Source organism: Pseudomonas sp. MF09150 (assembly GCF_059862355.1).
In genome coordinates this window covers 1,194,072-1,209,425 of record NZ_JCBCUS010000001.1, presented here as the reverse complement: position 1 = coordinate 1,209,425, position 15,354 = coordinate 1,194,072, and the positions used below count along the sequence as shown (strand labels likewise).

The 15,354-nt window shown below is 64.5% G+C and carries 14 protein-coding genes; 9 read left to right on the top strand and 5 right to left on the bottom strand.

Annotated features, from left to right (window positions below; genetic code table 11):
- Nucleotides 1–50: 50 nt before the first annotated feature.
- From AC19YX_RS05030 to AC19YX_RS05005, 6 genes are all read left to right on the top strand, one after another.
- Nucleotides 51–905, top strand: a complete 855-nt coding sequence (locus AC19YX_RS05030) for an SDR family NAD(P)-dependent oxidoreductase (RefSeq protein ID WP_500605801.1) — start codon at nt 51–53, stop codon at nt 903–905.
- Nucleotides 898–1,782 carry an SMP-30/gluconolactonase/LRE family protein gene (locus AC19YX_RS05025; RefSeq protein ID WP_500605800.1) on the top strand — a complete coding sequence of 295 codons (885 nt, stop codon included), beginning with the start codon at nt 898–900 and terminating at the stop codon, nt 1,780–1,782. Before AC19YX_RS05030 ends, AC19YX_RS05025 begins: the two co-directional genes overlap by 8 nt.
- Nucleotides 1,783–2,062: 280 nt before the next feature.
- On the top strand, nt 2,063–2,446 hold the full coding sequence (locus AC19YX_RS05020; RefSeq protein WP_078473640.1) for a c-type cytochrome: 384 nt from the start codon (nt 2,063–2,065) through the stop codon (nt 2,444–2,446).
- Between the two features lie 150 nt (nt 2,447–2,596).
- Complete coding sequence (locus AC19YX_RS05015) at nt 2,597–3,118, top strand: sigma-70 family RNA polymerase sigma factor (protein ID WP_078473639.1); 522 nt, start codon at nt 2,597–2,599, stop codon at nt 3,116–3,118.
- Nucleotides 3,115–4,077 carry a FecR domain-containing protein gene (locus AC19YX_RS05010; RefSeq protein ID WP_078473638.1) on the top strand — a complete coding sequence of 321 codons (963 nt, stop codon included), beginning with the start codon at nt 3,115–3,117 and terminating at the stop codon, nt 4,075–4,077. Before AC19YX_RS05015 ends, AC19YX_RS05010 begins: the two co-directional genes overlap by 4 nt.
- A 101-nt stretch (nt 4,078–4,178) precedes the next feature.
- Nucleotides 4,179–6,665 (top strand): TonB-dependent siderophore receptor, encoded by a 2,487-nt coding sequence (locus tag AC19YX_RS05005; protein WP_500605799.1) that lies wholly within the window; start codon nt 4,179–4,181, stop codon nt 6,663–6,665.
- Here AC19YX_RS05005 and AC19YX_RS05000 read toward each other — a convergent pair.
- The 3 genes from AC19YX_RS05000 to AC19YX_RS04990 form a co-directional block, all read right to left on the bottom strand.
- A complete protein-coding gene (locus AC19YX_RS05000; protein WP_421547260.1) occupies nt 6,662–8,206 on the bottom strand; it encodes an FAD-dependent oxidoreductase in 1,545 nt (514 codons plus the stop codon). The two genes, AC19YX_RS05005 and AC19YX_RS05000, sit on opposite strands and share 4 nt — an antisense overlap.
- A 59-nt stretch (nt 8,207–8,265) precedes the next feature.
- Nucleotides 8,266–8,880 (bottom strand): LysE family translocator, encoded by a 615-nt coding sequence (locus AC19YX_RS04995; RefSeq protein WP_020296883.1) that lies wholly within the window; start codon nt 8,878–8,880, stop codon nt 8,266–8,268.
- An 88-nt stretch (nt 8,881–8,968) separates the two neighbouring features.
- On the bottom strand, nt 8,969–9,436 hold the full coding sequence (locus AC19YX_RS04990) for a hypothetical protein (RefSeq protein ID WP_500605798.1): 468 nt from the start codon (nt 9,434–9,436) through the stop codon (nt 8,969–8,971).
- 193 nt (nt 9,437–9,629) lie between these two features.
- Here AC19YX_RS04990 and AC19YX_RS04985 point away from each other — a divergent pair, with 193 nt between their 5' ends.
- Together AC19YX_RS04985 and AC19YX_RS04980 are read left to right on the top strand one after the other, a co-directional pair.
- A complete protein-coding gene (locus AC19YX_RS04985) occupies nt 9,630–10,721 on the top strand; it encodes a DUF1615 domain-containing protein (RefSeq protein WP_500605797.1) in 1,092 nt (363 codons plus the stop codon).
- 315 nt (nt 10,722–11,036) lie between these two features.
- Entirely contained in the window at nt 11,037–11,579 is a 543-nt protein-coding gene (locus tag AC19YX_RS04980; protein ID WP_201132151.1) for an ATP phosphoribosyltransferase regulatory subunit, read from the top strand.
- Nucleotides 11,580–12,203: 624 nt separating this feature from the next.
- Here AC19YX_RS04980 and AC19YX_RS04975 read toward each other — a convergent pair.
- Nucleotides 12,204–12,998, bottom strand: coding sequence for a DUF4349 domain-containing protein (locus tag AC19YX_RS04975; RefSeq protein ID WP_421547257.1), 795 nt, complete (start codon nt 12,996–12,998; stop codon nt 12,204–12,206).
- 179 nt (nt 12,999–13,177) lie between these two features.
- Between AC19YX_RS04975 and AC19YX_RS04970 the strand changes: the two genes are divergently transcribed.
- Nucleotides 13,178–13,588, top strand: a complete 411-nt coding sequence (locus tag AC19YX_RS04970; RefSeq protein WP_078472725.1) for a PaaI family thioesterase — start codon at nt 13,178–13,180, stop codon at nt 13,586–13,588.
- A gap of 27 nt (nt 13,589–13,615) precedes the next feature.
- Here AC19YX_RS04970 and rtcR read toward each other — a convergent pair whose 3' ends face one another.
- On the bottom strand, nt 13,616–15,223 hold the full coding sequence (rtcR, locus tag AC19YX_RS04965; protein WP_500605796.1) for an RNA repair transcriptional activator RtcR: 1,608 nt from the start codon (nt 15,221–15,223) through the stop codon (nt 13,616–13,618).
- Nucleotides 15,224–15,354: the final 131 nt, after the last annotated feature.

The window sequence follows — 15,354 nt, the reverse complement described above, 5'->3', positions numbered from 1 at the left end:
AAACCCTTGATTTCATTGTTGTTAGGCTGGAAAAAAAGGAGGACTCCAGCATGAATTTCAAAGGTAGGACCGCCATCGTTACTGGCGCTGGCCGCGGCTTGGGCCTGGTGTATGCACGGGCGCTGGCCGAACGGGGCGCCCAGGTGCTGATCAATGACCCGGGCACTGATCGCAGCGGAGTCGGCAGCGATGCCGACGTGGTCCAGGAGGCCGCACGCAGCCTGCAAGCCGACGGTTTGTCGGTACTGGGCGACAGCAGCAGCCTGGCCGAGGAGGCGGGTTGCCAGCAGTTGATCGCGCGTGCCCTGGACGCCTTTGGCGGCCTGGACATTCTGATTCACAACGCCGGCTGGGTCGGTTACCAGCCCATCGAAAGCGTGGACACCGGGTTTATCGAGCGGGCCGTGGCGGTGAATATCCAGGCGCCGATCTGGCTCTGCAAGCATGCCTGGCCGCACCTTCGGCAATCGCCGGCGCCACGGGTGGTGCTGACCACTTCGGACCGGGCCATGTACCAGCGTTACGCCCAGGCCGGACTGGTGGCCTATGCCGCCGGCAAGATGGCGCAACTGGGGATCATGAACGCGTTGAGCATGGAGGGCGCCGCGCACGGGATTTTGGTCAACGCCGTGTCGCCGGTGGCCAAGACACGCATGTGGGGTATCTCCGGCCAGCCGCCGGACCTCACGCCCGAAGCGGTGGCGCCGGGTGTCATCTACCTGGCCAGCGCCGATTGCCACGACAGCGGCTATATCCTGCGGGCCAGCAACGGCCAGTTCAGCGCCACCCGCTTCGAGGAAAATCCCGGCGTCGACTACCCGCTGGACCTGGCCCGGGTGCACGCCGCCAGCGCCGTCGACGTCGCCCGGTTGTGGGCCAGCATCAAGGAGACACGGCATGCCTGAGCCTTTGAGGGTGCGCCGGGTGGCCAAGGCCCAGGCCGACCTTGGCGAAAGCCCGGTCTGGGATGAGCAGCGGCAGATTCTGTACTTTGTCGATATCTCCGGCGGTCGCATCCATCGCCTGGATGCCGGGGGCACACTCGCCACCCTGTACCGCAGTGCGGCACGGATTGGCGCCCTGGCCCTGACCGACAGTGGAAACCTGATCTTCACCGAAGACACTGCCGTGGCGATTCTCGATAGCCGGAGCCTGGCACCTGTTCAGCGCTCGGCGGCGTTGGCCGGGCCGGCCTCCTGGCGCTTCAACGACGGCGCCTGCGACCCGCAGGGGCGATTTGTCACAGGGCTGATGGACGAGGGCCACAGCCCGGACAGCGGCAAACTGCTGCGCTACGACCGTCAGCTCGGCTCCAGTCTGCTGCACCAGCCCCTGGGCCTGCCCAACGGGCTGGTCTGGTCCGAAGACGGCCGGCAGCTGTTTTTTGTCGATTCGGTGGCGCGGCGAATCTACCAGGCGCCTTACGCGGCGGGCGAGGGCGGGCTGGGGCCGGTCTCGGTCTTTGCCGAAACCCCGGCGCACCTGGGCCGCCCCGACGGCCTGGCCATCGACCGCGAAGGCGGGATCTGGGTCTGCCAGTTCAACGGCGGCTGTCTGTTGCACTACGACCGTCACGGCGAATTGACCCGGGAGCTGGCGATGCCAGTGCCACGTCCCACCAGTTGCTGTTTCGGCGGGCCGGACCTGCGCACCCTGTTTATCACCAGTGCCCGCTTCGCCATGAGCGCCGAGGAACTGGCGCGCTACCCCGAGTCCGGCGACCTGTTCGCCATCGACTACTTGGTGCCCGGGTGCCCACGGCACCGTTTCCGGCAGGGCTGAGGCATTGGCGGCGAACCCGGGCTGATCCCTGAGGGCTCACAAGTCCTTCCGGACGCTCCTTGCAAGCCAGTACGCGCCAAAGGAGAATGGCGCGCTTCTAATCACCGTGATTAGTGTTTGTTCAACTAAATCAACGTATTGAAGTCAGGTTTGTGGGGCGCGGCCCATTGCCAATCAGCCCTCTCGGTTTGAGCATCATCGAGAACATGGAGGGTTGCGGTGGCGCTGTCGGGATAGCCCTGGAGTCAGAGCTGATTGACACCATAAGGACATGTGGCACATGAAAATAAGAAGATTGTTCATCGCTTCGCTAGGGGTGTTATCGCTGCTTCAAACATCACTTTCCGTTGCGGATATTGCCAATGGCAAGACGCTCTATCTGCAGAGATGCGCCATGTGCCACGGAGCCGATATCAAGGCCACAGGGCCACTGGCCAATAAAAGCAATCCTCCTACACCCGACCTCACGACGTCCGCGTTCAAGAAGCGTCTGAATGATTATCCGGGGGTTATCGTGTCGTCGGTAATCCTTCGCCCCAACGGCAACCTGATTCCAAAGACCTTGCAAGAGAACGGTGTAAAGCTGGCGCCGTTCTCGTGGAAAGTTCAGGATTTTCGCGACTTGAATCAATACATGACGGGTGTGATTGCAAAAAGTCGATAGAGGGCCCGCGTCACGGTCCACCTCCCTTACCGAGATCGGTCGATCGGTCATGAGCCCATCGCGATTGAACAAACCCGGATGATGGCTATTGCCAAGCCCTGAGTGCTACATGACAATGCGATTCATTATCAAACGTGAATTTTCTGTGTCATGCCCGCCGACGACTTGTCCCTTCGCAGCGCCGTCAACACCCTCTACTCCGAGCACCAGAGCTGGTTGCACGGCTGGTTGCGCCAGCGCTTGGGCAATGCCTGCGATGCCGCGGACCTGGTCCAGGACACGTTCGTACGGGTGATCACGGCGCGCAATGCCATGGAAATCCGCGAGCCGCGGCCCTATCTGTCGCGGGTCGCCAAGGGCCTGCTGATCGACCTGTTCCGCCGCCGCTCCCTGGAGCAGTCCTACCTGGAGGCCCTGGCCAACGTGCCCGAGGCCGAGTACCCATCGCCGGAAGAGCAGGCGATCCTGTTGCAGGCGCTGCTGGACATCGACCGCATGCTCGAAGGCCTGGGCAGCAAGGTGCGCCAGGCGTTCATCCTGTCGCAGTTCGACGGCTTGACCTACCCGCAGATTGCCGAGCGCCTGGGGATCTCCGAGCGTTCGGTGAACAACTACATGGCCAAGGCCATGGAGCATTGCTGTCTGATGCAGATCCGGATGCAGTGCCCATGAGCCTGTCCGGCCCGCAACTATCAGCTGCCGAACTGCAAGCCATCAGCGCCGCTGCGCGCTGGTATGCGCGGCTCAGGTCCGGCAGCCAGACCGAACAGGAACAACAGGCCTGGCACCAGTGGCTGGCTGCCGACCTGCTGCACCGTGAGGCGTGGACGCGCATGCAGCAGGTCGGCGAGCAGATGGCCGCCGTGCCGGGGCGCCTGGCCGCGCCGACCCTGCGCGGTGCCAGCCATTCGCGGCGCGAGGTCCTGCGCGGGCTGGTGCTGGTGGCTGCGGCCGGTTCCCTGGGCGCCCTCGGCTGGCGCAGCGAAACCGCGCAGAACCTGCTGGCCGACTACCGCACCGAGGTCGGCGAACGCCGCGAAGTGCGCCTGGCGGACGGCAGTTCGCTGCTGCTCAACACCGACACGTCGGTCAATGTGCGTTTCGATGGCCAGCAGCGGGTGCTGGAATTGCTCTGGGGCGAGATTCTGGTCAACAGCGTGGTCGATCCCTTGCAGCGACCGTTGCGGGTCGACACCCGCTACGGCCAGGTTCTGGCCTCGGGCGCGCGGTTCCTGGTGCGCTCGTCGGCCGAGGGGGACCAGGTGGCAGCCATGGACCAGGCACTGCAGGTCAGCCCGAGCGGTGCCGGTGCGCCCCTGCGCCTGGACGCGGGCCGGCACCTGCAGTTGAACGCTCAGGGCCTGGGCACGGTGGCGCTCAATGACGTCACCCTGGGCGCCTGGCGCCAGGGCAGCATCATTGCCATCAATCGGCCGTTGGGCGAGTTGCTGGCCGACCTGTCGCGTTACCGGCGCGGTGTCGTGCGCTGCGATTCGCGCATCGCCGACCTGAAAATCTCCGGGGCCTTTCCCATCGATAACACCGACCTGGCGCTGGCGGCGTTGCAGAGCGGTTTCTCCCTCACGATCAATCGCTACACGCCTTACTGGGTCACGGTTTCCGGGGCCTGAGCAGTTTTTTTGAAAAATTCTCATTAGCCTTTGCAGTTTTTTTGCCCCTGGTTCGGCTTATCCCCCAGTGGATTCATTTTTGTCATTGGGGAAGGGAAAGCATGTCTGAAGTTCACAAGCCGAAGCCGGCGGGGCTGTCGATTGCGGTGAAGGCAGGGTTGTGGGGAATGGTCGCGTTGTACTCGGCGCTCACGCTGCCGCTGGCCATGGCCGAAAGCCCCGTCCAGCAGGGCGCGGTGCGCAGTTTCGATATCGCCGCGGGCAACCTGACCGAGGTCCTGAGCCGTTTTGCCAGTGCCGCCGGGGCGGCGATTTCCTTCGATGCGCAGCAGACCGAAGGGCGGCGATCGGCAGGGCTCAAGGGTGATTACGGGGTCGACGAAGGCTTTGCCCGGATCCTCTCCGGCAGCGGCCTGCAGGCCGAACCGCAGAGCAACGGCAGCTACGTGCTGCGCGCCGCGCCCAATGCCGGCTCGGCCCTCGAGTTGGGTGTGACCAGCGTCCAGGCCCAGGCGCTGAACGCCACCACCGAAGGCTCGGGCTCCTACACTACCGGCGCGGTGACCATCAGCAAGGGTGCCCATTCGCTGAAGGAAACCCCGCAGTCGGTGACGGTCATCACGCGCAAGATGATGGATGACCAGCACCTCGACACCATCGATCAGGTGATGGAAAAGACCCCCGGCATCACTCTCTACGACTCGCCCATGGGCGGCAGATACTTCTACTCCCGGGGCTTTCGCATGACCGGCCAGTACCAGTTCGACGGCGTGCCGCTGGACATGGGCAGCAGCTACGTGCAGGCCGACAGCTTCAACAGCGACATGGCTTTTTATGACCGGGTCGAAGTGTTGCGCGGCGCCGCCGGGATGCTCAAGGGCGCGGGCGGCACCGCAGGTTCGGTGAACTTTGTGCGCAAGCGCGGCCAGGCCACCCCCCACACCGAGCTGACGATGTCGGCCGGCTCCTGGGACAACTACCGGGGCCAGGTCGATACGGGCGGCCCGTTGAATGAATCCGGCACCATTCGTGGCCGGGCCGTGGTAGCCCAGCAGAGCCGGCAGTATTTCTACGACAATGCCGAGCGCCGCGATCAGGTGTACTACGGCGCCCTGGACTTCGACCTCAGCCCCGACACCACCCTGGGCCTGGGTCTGGCGTATGAAGATGTGGATTCCACCCCATGCTGGGGCGGCCTGCCACGCTACAGCGACGGCAGCGACCTGAAGCTCAGCCGTTCCACCTGCCTCAACACCGCCTGGAACAACTCGCGCAGCAAGAAAATCACCTACTTCGGCGATCTCAAGCACCAGTTCGATGACAACTGGGCGCTCAAGGTGGCCGGGGTCTACAGCAAGAACACCCAGGACATCGCGTACGCCTTCCCGAGTGGCGCGGTGCCGGTGGGCAGCACCAGCAGCAACACCCTGATGCTGGGCAGCATCTATGACTACGATCAGGTCGACTACGGCTTCGATGCCTACGTCGATGGCAAATTCCAGGCCTTTGGCCAGGAGCACGAACTGATTGTCGGGACCAATGCCAGTCGTTCGCGCAAGGACGATTTCTACGCGGTGGCGGCATTGCCCCAGCGCCAGAATGTGTTCAACCCGGATAAACACATCCCCGAGCCCGACGACAGCTACTACGACACCCACTCCACGCGGGGCGGCCCGGTGGACATCCATATCCAGCAATACGGCGCTTATTCGACCTTGCGCCTGAAGCTGGCCGACCCGCTGACCCTGGTGGTCGGCAGCCGCGTCAGCTGGTACAGCTCGGAGAATGACTCCCTCAGTTACTGGATGGACACGCGCACGCCGATCAACGCCAAGTCCAAGGAAACCGGCCAGGTCACGCCCTTTGCTGCGGTGCTGTATGACCTCAACGATAACCTGACCGCCTACGCTAGCTACTCGGATATCTTCACGCCTCAGGGCAGCTACCGCAGCTTCGACGGTTCATCGCTCAAGCCGCTGATCGGCAAGAACTACGAACTGGGGATCAAGGGCGAGTGGTTCGACGGGCGCCTGAACAGCGCGTTCAACCTGTTCCGCACCCTGCAGGAAGATGCGGTGCAGGACGACCCGGCGTGCCCGGACAGCAGCTGCTCGATGAACTCGGGCAAGGTCCGGGCCCAGGGCTTTGAGGCTGAAGTCAGCGGTGAAGTGATCGAGCGCCTGCAACTGCTGGCCGGCTACACCTACACCCAGACCAAGACCCTGGAAGACGCCGATACCAGCAAGAACGGTTCGGCGGGCAACTCCTATGTGCCGCGCCACCTGCTGCGGGTGTGGGGCGACTATGCCCTGGACGGGGCGCTGGACAAGTTCTCCATTGGCGCCGGGGTCAATGCGCAAAGCGACAACTACCGCACCTCGCCGACCAGCAGCAGGCATATCTCCCAGGCCGGTTATGCGATCTGGAACGGGCGCATCGGTTACCGCATCGATGACACCTGGTCCCTGGCCCTGAACGGCAACAACCTGTTCGACAAGCGCTACTACCGGACCGTCGGCACCGAAGGCTTCGGCAACTTCTACGGCGATCCGCGCAACTTCATGTTGTCGGTCAAGGCCAGCTTCTAGGGCTTGGGTACGCCGTTGCTCCAGGGCGTGAGGTCGCGTTCGGCAAAGTAACGCTCCAGCACCTTGGGGTCCGCCGAACGTTCGGCCAGCGCCACGTAGGTGTCCGGGCGCAGCAGGTAAAAGCCGTTGCGCGCCAGGCCCGCCGTGGCGTGGGCCGGGTGCCAGGGAAACTGCTGCACGGGCAGTTGATGGGCCCTGCACCAGGCCTGCAACTCATCGCTGGTGTCGCCATACACATGCACTTGCCAGCCAATCAGCGCCAGGCTGGCGAAGTTGTCGCTGTCGGCGTCATGGGCCCAGGGCAGGCGATCACCGCCATGCACATGGCCGCTGCTGCCGACGCTCAGGGGCATGCCCCGGTAGTTGAGGGTGATCTGCGACACGGTGCGAAACAGCAGCTCGCGGGCCGACTCCAGCGCCGCGACCCGGGGGATCAGCAGCGGCGCCAGGCGCGTGCGCAGCAGGTTGGCAATCGGCCCGTCGGCGGTGGCGAAGCTGAACACCCGGTCGGTGGTCGCCACCAGGCGCCGGGCAAACTCGATGCGTTCGATTTCATAAGTGTCCAGCAGGCTTTGCGTGGCCTTGCCGGTCAATACTGCGGCGAGTTTCCAGGCCAGGTTGATGGCGTCTCCGATCCCGGTGTTCATGCCCTGGCCCCCGGCCGGGCTGTGCACATGGGCCGCGTCGCCGAGCAGAAACACCCGGCCGCGACGAAATTGTTCGGCCACCCGGTGGTGCACCCGATAAGCGGAAAACCAGTTGACCTGCGCCACCTCGACCTTGAGGTGGTGCAGGGCGCGCTGGCTGACGTCTTCGAACTTCAGGGCCTGCGGGTGCTGCGCACGGGCGTCGCGCACGGTGCCGATCAGCCGGGCGTGGCCCGGGTCGGCCAGGGGGAACACAGCGAGAAAGTCCGCTTCGTCGAGGTCGATATGCAGCTGGCCATCCAGCGCCGGGCCGCTGGCTTCGACGTCGGCCACGTAGAACACTTGTTCATAGGTGCCGCCGGGGAAGCCCGTGCCCAGGGTCTTGCGCACCGTGGAGTGGGCGCCGTCGCAGCCGGCCAGGTAATAGGCCTGGCAGGTTTCCTCGACGCCATCGGCACCGCGCAGGCGGGCGCTGAGCAGGTGGCCGTGGTCGTCAAAGGCCAGCAATTGGGTGTTGCGTTCCACGCTGACGCCCAGGTTTGCCAGGCGCTCGATCAGCAGCTGTTCGTGCAGATCCTGGGGGAAAATTTCCAGGAACGGGTAGGGTGTCAGGTCGGCGCCGATGGCCCCCAGCGGCAGCTGGGCAGTGGGTTCGCCACGGACCCAGAGATTGACCGCCGGCACTTGATGGCCCTGGTCGAGGATGGTCTGGGTCAGGTCGAGCTGACGGTACAGCTCCAGGGTCCGGGCCTGTACCGCCAGCGCCCGGGACGTGGTGCCGGGGCCGCTGGTCTGGTCGAGGATCCGCACCTTGATTCCCTGCCGGGCGAGCCACAGCGCCAGTACCAGGCCGGTGGGGCCGGCGCCAATGATCAGTACGTCGCTGCGGTTCATGGCCTTGTCCTCGGTCAGGGATCAATGCATGCCGGTGGTGCGGCCCCGGGCCGCGGGTTTCAGCGCTGGCTGAACGCCAGGTTCAGCCCCAGCCCGGCAAAGCTGGCGGCAAAGCTGCGGCGCAGCCAGTTCTGCACCTTGGGCGACTCGATCACCGCCGTGCGGAACAGGTTGGCCAGCACGCCGTAGAGCACGAACACGGCAAAGGTCATGGCCATGAACACACCGCTCAAGGTCAGCATCTGCATGGCCGGTGCGGCGCCATCGTGGCTGATGAACTGCGGCAGGAAGGCCAGGAAGAAAATCGTCAGCTTGGGGTTGAGAATATTCAGCAGGCAGGCCTTGAGGATCAGGCCGCCGGCGCTGCTGGCGGGCAGCGAGCTGTCGACGGCAAAGGCCGAGCGATCACGCCAGGTGGCATAAGCCAGGTACAGCAGGTAGGCGACGCCGGCGAACTTCAGGCCCTGAAAGGCCAGGGCGCTGGTGTGCAGGATGGCCGAGAGGCCGAGCACCGAGGCCAGCAGATGCGGGACGATCCCGGCGGTACAGCCCAGTGCGGTGTACAGGCTGGCGCGCTTGCCGGCCACCAGGGCGGTGGAGATGGTCAGGATCACGCCACTGCCGGGGATCAGCACCACAATCAGCGAGGTGATGAAAAAATCCAGGGTCAACATTGCACACTACTCCATGTCGGAAAGGTCGAGCGGGGTGGGCAAAACCTACACAGTGCGCGACCTACACACAATAGTCCGCCACGGGGTTTTACGCGGTGCTGGTCCAATAAAAATGCAGGTACTCGTGGCTGTATTCGGCAAACAGCGACACCAGCAGGTCGGTGTCCAGCGAATACATCAGCAACGCGCCCTGGAAGGTTTGGTCGCTGATCAGGGGCAGCGGCGGCGGTTGGATCAGTTCGGCGCAACAGTCGGCAATCTGCTTGAGCAGGGCCGGTTCGGACAACGGTTCAAAGGCGGCATCGGCCAGGTAGGGCGCAAAATAGCGCTCGCGCTGGGGCGTGAAATCCACGCTCTCGGCGGCCAGCCAGAACCCCAGGCCATTGTCGGCAGCGGCCTTGGGCGCGCGGGTGATGCGCAGGGTCTGCTCGCTGTCCGGCACCTGGAACGCGTATTGCGGGTAGGTGCTGTAATGCAGGCCACGATAGCCCGCCACGAACCTGGGGTTGGCCAGGGAGGTCCGGGCCAGTTGCTGGAAATCTTCGCGGGTAAACATGGGGCTGGGGTCCGCCGGGAGTGAGGAATCTGCGAGGCGAGTGTCGCAGGGGCGGGGGCCACTATAATCGCAAATGGGCCAGGGCGACCGAGGTTGCGCGCCGCCTTCGGGCGCTGCTGGCGAACCACCGGGCGCGCGGGCAGTCGATATCCTTGCCTGCCTGTTTCTCGGGCACTGCCTGGTTAGGAGCCTTATGCACGTTTATCGTCCCCTTGCGCTGCTCGGCGCGCTGCTGGTCCTGGCCGGTTGCGCCGGCTCGGGCACCGCGCCCCAGGTGGCGCCCTTGTCTCCCGCCCAGGTCCAGGCCCGGGTCGGGCGCCTGCTGCCGGCACAGACCGCCGACCGTGCCGGCTGGGCCCGGGATATCCAGGTGGCGTTCACCGCCCAGGGCATTGAGCCCAGCACGCAGAACCTGTGTGCGGTGCTGGCGGTCACCGAGCAGGAGTCCACCTTCCAGGTCGACCCGGCGGTGCCGGGGCTGGGCAAGATCGCCCGCCAGGAAATCGACCGCCGGGCGGCCACCGTGCATGTGCCGGCGCTGCTGGTGAGTGCCGCGCTGCAAGTGCGCTCACCCACTGGCAAGAGCTACAGCGAGCGCCTGGCCAGTGCTCGCACCGAGAAGCAGTTGAGCGCGATCTTCGACGACTTCATCGGCATGGTGCCCATGGGCAAGACCCTGTTTGGCACCTTCAACCCGGTGCACACCGGCGGGCCGATGCAGGTCAGCATCGCCTTTGCCGAGAAGCAGGCGCGGGACTACCCCTATTCGGTCGACGGTTCGATTCGCCAGGAGGTCTTCAGCCGGCGTGGCGGGATGTACTTCGGCATTGCCCACCTGCTGGGGTACCCGGCCAACTACCCGCAGCCGCTGTACCGCTTTGCCGACTTCAACGCCGGCTGGTACGCCAGCCGCAACGCCGCCTTCCAGAATGCCGTGAGCCGGGCGTCGGGCATTGCCCTGGCCCTGGACGGCGACCTGATCCGCTATGACTCGATCATGCCCGGCACCACCGAACTGGCGGTGCGCGCCCTGGGTAAACAGCTGGACATGCGCAACCCGAGCATTCGCGATCAGCTGGAGCAGGGCGACAGCCTGGACTTTGAAAAGACCCGGCTCTACCAGCGCGTATTTGCCCTGGCCGACCAGGCCGCCGGCAAGCCAGTGCCGCGCCAACTGCTGCCGGGGATCGAGCTCAAGAGCCCGAAAATCACCCGCAAACTGACCACCGCCTGGTTCGCCAAGCGGGTCTATGAACGCTATCAGCGCTGCCTGAAGCGGGGTTGAGAAGCGCTTGTCAGTACCCCGTGCGCCGTGCAAGGATGCGCGATGATTTTTTCTGACCTGAATTCCCGCATCCATCATCACGGACCTCATTCCCGGGGGCCGTGGTCGCTTATGCGCATCGAACCGTCAGTGGCTGCAACGACTCACTGACCAACGATGAAAAAACCAAGGCGCCCACAAGGCGCCTTTTTTATTGCCTGGCAAACAGCCAGAACGAGGAAAAACCAATGACGATGCTCCGTGGAACCCGAATGATCACCGGCCAACAAGCCGCCGCCCTGCGCACCCTGGAAGGACGCTTCCGGAGCTGGCTTCATCGAAGCGGGTGCTGAAGAAGTCATAGTTCCGGCGCTCTGGGGCCAGGACACCTTTATCGAGAAAGCCGGTGGCAGCGAAGTGATCGGCCAGATGTGGGCCTTCAACGACAAGGCCGGGCGGCCGTGCTGCCTGATTCCGGAAGCCACGGCGCTGTTCCAGGAAACCGCTGGTACCTTGCTGGCGGGGCGTGAAGAGGCGGCGTTTTTCTATGTGGCGCGTTGTTATCGCTATGAGCGGCCGCAGGCGGGTCGTTATCGCGAGTTCACCCAGTTGGGGCTGGAGATTCTGGGGCCGGATCCGCAGCGTGCGTTGCAGCGCAGCCGGGAGTTGTGTGTGGGGTTTCTTGATGGGTTGGGTCTGGAGTATCAGCTTGAGTTGGGGGTCAAGCGGGGGTTGACCTATTACCTGGGTGGGGAGGGGTTTGAGGTGCGATGTCCGCGGTTGGGGGCGCAGCAGCAGGTGGTGGGGGCGGGGGCTTATCGGGAGGGGGCAGGGTTTGGGATTGGGTTGGAGCGGTTGGCTTTGGCGTTGCAGGGGTGAGCTTTTTGGCTGGTGGTGCAGGGGGATTTGGTGCGGGAGCTGATTCGTTGCTCTGGCAAGGGCGTTTTTTGAGGTGAGGGAGCTGGCTGTGGTGAGGGCGCTGGCTGTGGTGAAGGAGCTTGCTGTGGCGAGGGAGCTTGCTCCCGCTGGGTCGCGCAGCGGCCCCAAGACCTGGCACCTCGGGTTTATGGGGGGGCATATCCATTGCTGCGGTCACGGCTACTTATGGTTCCGCTCTTACAGCGGCTCACTTTTGAACAGCCGGAATGCCGGCCCAGTCAAAAGTAAGCAAAACGCTCTTGCCCCACCACTCGGTGCCTCGCTTAGGCTCGGCATGCCCTCACTCCGGCATTGATCCGTGGGCCGCCGCGATGGGCCATCCCTGGCCCAGCGCGGCTAACCCGGCGTCCTGCCGGGTTGCCCACGGCTCACTGCCTGCGCTCGGCCATCGTGGTTAACGGGGCGCTGCAGATCAACATCAAGAGCAAGACGGCGGCCTTCCGGCCGGCCTGGATCGATACCTGCGCGCCCCGTCCTTTTACTGACCAGCGCAGCCTCGTGCCTCGGCAGCGGCTACAGGCGATCTCCGCTCTGTAGCCGCTGCCACAGGCTCGCACCTCACTCTCAGCTACGTCGACGCACAAACTTGCGCCACAGCCAGACCCAGATCAGCGCCAGGGGGAAGGCCAGGATTACGAAGGGCAGTGCGTGGCTGATTTTTTCCACTGCGCTGGCGGTGCCGTCTGCCAGGTTGCCGAGGATGTTGCTGAAGGCCTGGCGCAGGTTGGACATGCCTTCGCTGCTGTCGGTGGGTTCGAAGTTCAGGGTCAGGCGGTTGGTGTCCAGGCGTCGTTGCTGTCCGGCGGCGGCCTGGGCCAGGGCTTGCAGGTCGTTTTCGATAGCGGCCTGTTCCTTGCTCAGGGCAATCAGGTCGCTGACGGTGATATCGCGGCGCGCGGCCAGTTCGTCGAGGCGTTTTTGTTGTGCCTTGAGGCGTTCCTGCTGGCGTTGGACGTCGGCGACGGCGTCGGCCAGGTCTTCGGCGGTGGTCACTCGTTCGGCCAGTTGCGCGCCCTGGGAGGCGAGCTTGACGAGGGGCTCCACACCGTCGGGGACGATGCGCACAATCACTTGGGAGCGATACTTGCCGTTTTCGATGCGCAGCACGTTGCAGGCGCCGAACTGGGCGTTTTCGCAGGCTTCACGGGTGGCGGTGAGGCGCGCGGACACCAGGTCGGCGGGCAGCGACAGGGTCAGTTGGTGTTCGTAGGCGAGCAGGGCGCCAGCCTTGCCTCGGGCGCCGGCGAGTTCGGCTGACGAGGAGTCGCCACCGCCGGAGCAGGCGCTCAGGGTCAGGCTGCTCAGCAGGACGAGGGCGAGGCGGCGCAGGGTGGTGGATTTGCCATCCGGGTGGTGCATGGTCGTTCCTTGAGATCGTGGGTCGTGGCGTTTTTTCTGGCGCGCATCTTACCGCTGATCGATAGGTTGGGAAGGGCTTTCGTCTGGCTTATCGGGTTTGATTTGCCGTCCTGATACAGCTGGGCAGCGGAGCCTGGGTGCACTACATATCAGGCACCTCTTTTTAAAGGATTCAGCCCATGGACGCCCCGGACATTCCCCACGGTTACAGCCCGCTGTCGCGCAGCAGCCCGTTACTGGAGCTGATCGGCCCGGTCTATAGCCGAGGCAGTGGCCTGCAACTGGAGATCGGCCTGCGCGCCGATCAACGCCACGCCAATGGTCGCGGCACGGTGCACGGCGGCATCATCGCCACCCTGGCGGACATCGGCATGGGCTACGCCATGGCGTTCTCCAGCGATCCGCCGTTGCCGCTGATCACCGCCAGCATGACCCTCGACTACCTTGGCGCGGTGCGGGTCGGGGAGTGGATCGACGTGCGCCTGGAACACTCCAAACGCGGTCGGCAAATGGCGTTCGCCACCGTCAGCCTGCACGTCGGCGATCGCCCCGTCGCCCGCGCCAACGCGGTGTTCGCCGTACCTCTGTAGCGGCTGCCGATAGGCTCGGCTACGGGTTCAGGGCTGGGTTTCGCTGATTTTTTTCCAGTCGATGTCGAAGCGGGCCAGGTATTTGCGCAGGCGGTCGGCGTCGTTGGGGGTGGCTTTGGCTTGGCGGGAGACGCCGAACAGCTGGCGGCCGGCGGCAGAGAGGCTGCCGGCCTGGCGGCAGACGCCGATCACGGCCTTGAGTTGCAGGCGGTCGAACAGGTCCAGTTGCAGCTCGTCCGCCAGCAGCGGCTCCAGGTCGTCGTGTTCCTGGGTCAGGCCCCAGGCATAGCGCAGGCGCTGGATTTCCTCCGCGACCTGGGCTTCGTCGATGCGGCCGCTGTCGGCCAGGGTTGCCATGCGCGTGATCGACGCCGACAGCTCGCGAAAGTTGCCCAGCCAGGCCGCCTCCCCGGAGCTGGCAAAGGCCAGGTAGCGGCGCCGCGCTTCGAGGTTGAAGCGCACCAGGCGCCCTTGTTCGCGGGCATGGCGCTCCAGCTCGAAATCGATGTTCGGCTCGATGTCTTCACGGCGTCCGGCCAGCCCTGGCAGGTCGAAGGTCCAGAGGTTGATCCGCGCATACAGGTCTTCGCGGAACAGGCCCTCGGCCACCCGCCCGCGCAAGTCGCGGTGGGTGCCAGCGATCACCAGGAAGTCACTCGCTACCTCCTGGTCCGCGCCCATGGGGAAGAAGCGTTTTTCCTCGATGGCCTTGAGCAGCATCGCCTGCTCGTCGGCCCCCAGTTCGCCGATTTCATCCAGGAACAGCATGCCGCCATCCGCCGCCCGCAACAGGCCGTCGCGGGCATTCTGCGCCCCGGTAAAGGCGCCCTTGATATGCCCGAACAAGGTCGACATGGCGCCGTCGCCGCGCAGGGTGGCGCAGTTGACCTCGACAAAGCGCCCCTCGACCTGATGCCGGCTGCGCTTGAGTTCGTAGATGCGGCGCGCCAGGAACGACTTGCCGGCGCCGGTCGGGCCAATCAGCAGCATCGGCGCCTTGGAGCGCACCGCGACCCGTTCGATCTGCTCGATGGAGCGGTTGAACGCGCTGTTGCGCGTGGCGATCCCGGACTTGAGAAACGCCAGGCCCTCCAGGCGCTTGTGGGCAAAACGCGAGGCGATGCGGTCGTAGCGCGACAGGTCCAGATCTATCAGCGCGTAGGTGCCGGTGGCCTGCTCGTCGAGGTTGCGCCGGCGGGACGGGGAGGTCTGGATCAGCCGCGCCGGCAGGTAGCGGGCCTCGGTCAGCAGGAACCAGCAGATCTGCGCCACGTGGGTCCCGGTGGTGATGTGCACCAGGTAGTCCTCGTGCTCGGTGTCGAACGGGTAGGCGGTGGTGAAGTCGTGCAACGCGCCGTAGACCTCTTCGAAGTCCCAGGGGTTGCGCAGCTCCATGGGGTGCAGGCGCACCTCGGTCAGCGGCGAGACCTGGCGGATATCCTCGCGCACCCGTTCGGCCAGGCCGAGGTCGCGGGCTTCGGTGCCGTGGATCAGGTCCAGGCGATCCAGCAGCAGGTCGTCCTGCTGGCACAGGCCGACGCTGGGCCGCCAATGGCTCCAGCGATTGGCGCCCTTGCCGACGCGGTCGAGGTTGGAGCCGATAAAGCCGATGGCGACCGTGCGCTTGGCGGGCATGTTTATATCCTTGGATAAAAGGCGATATGAAAGGATAAATAAATCCAGGGTATTACGCTTGCCTAAAACACTGTTTAAATTCTTTTTTAAAAATAAAACTATATAAATCAATAAGTTAAAAATAATTTCAG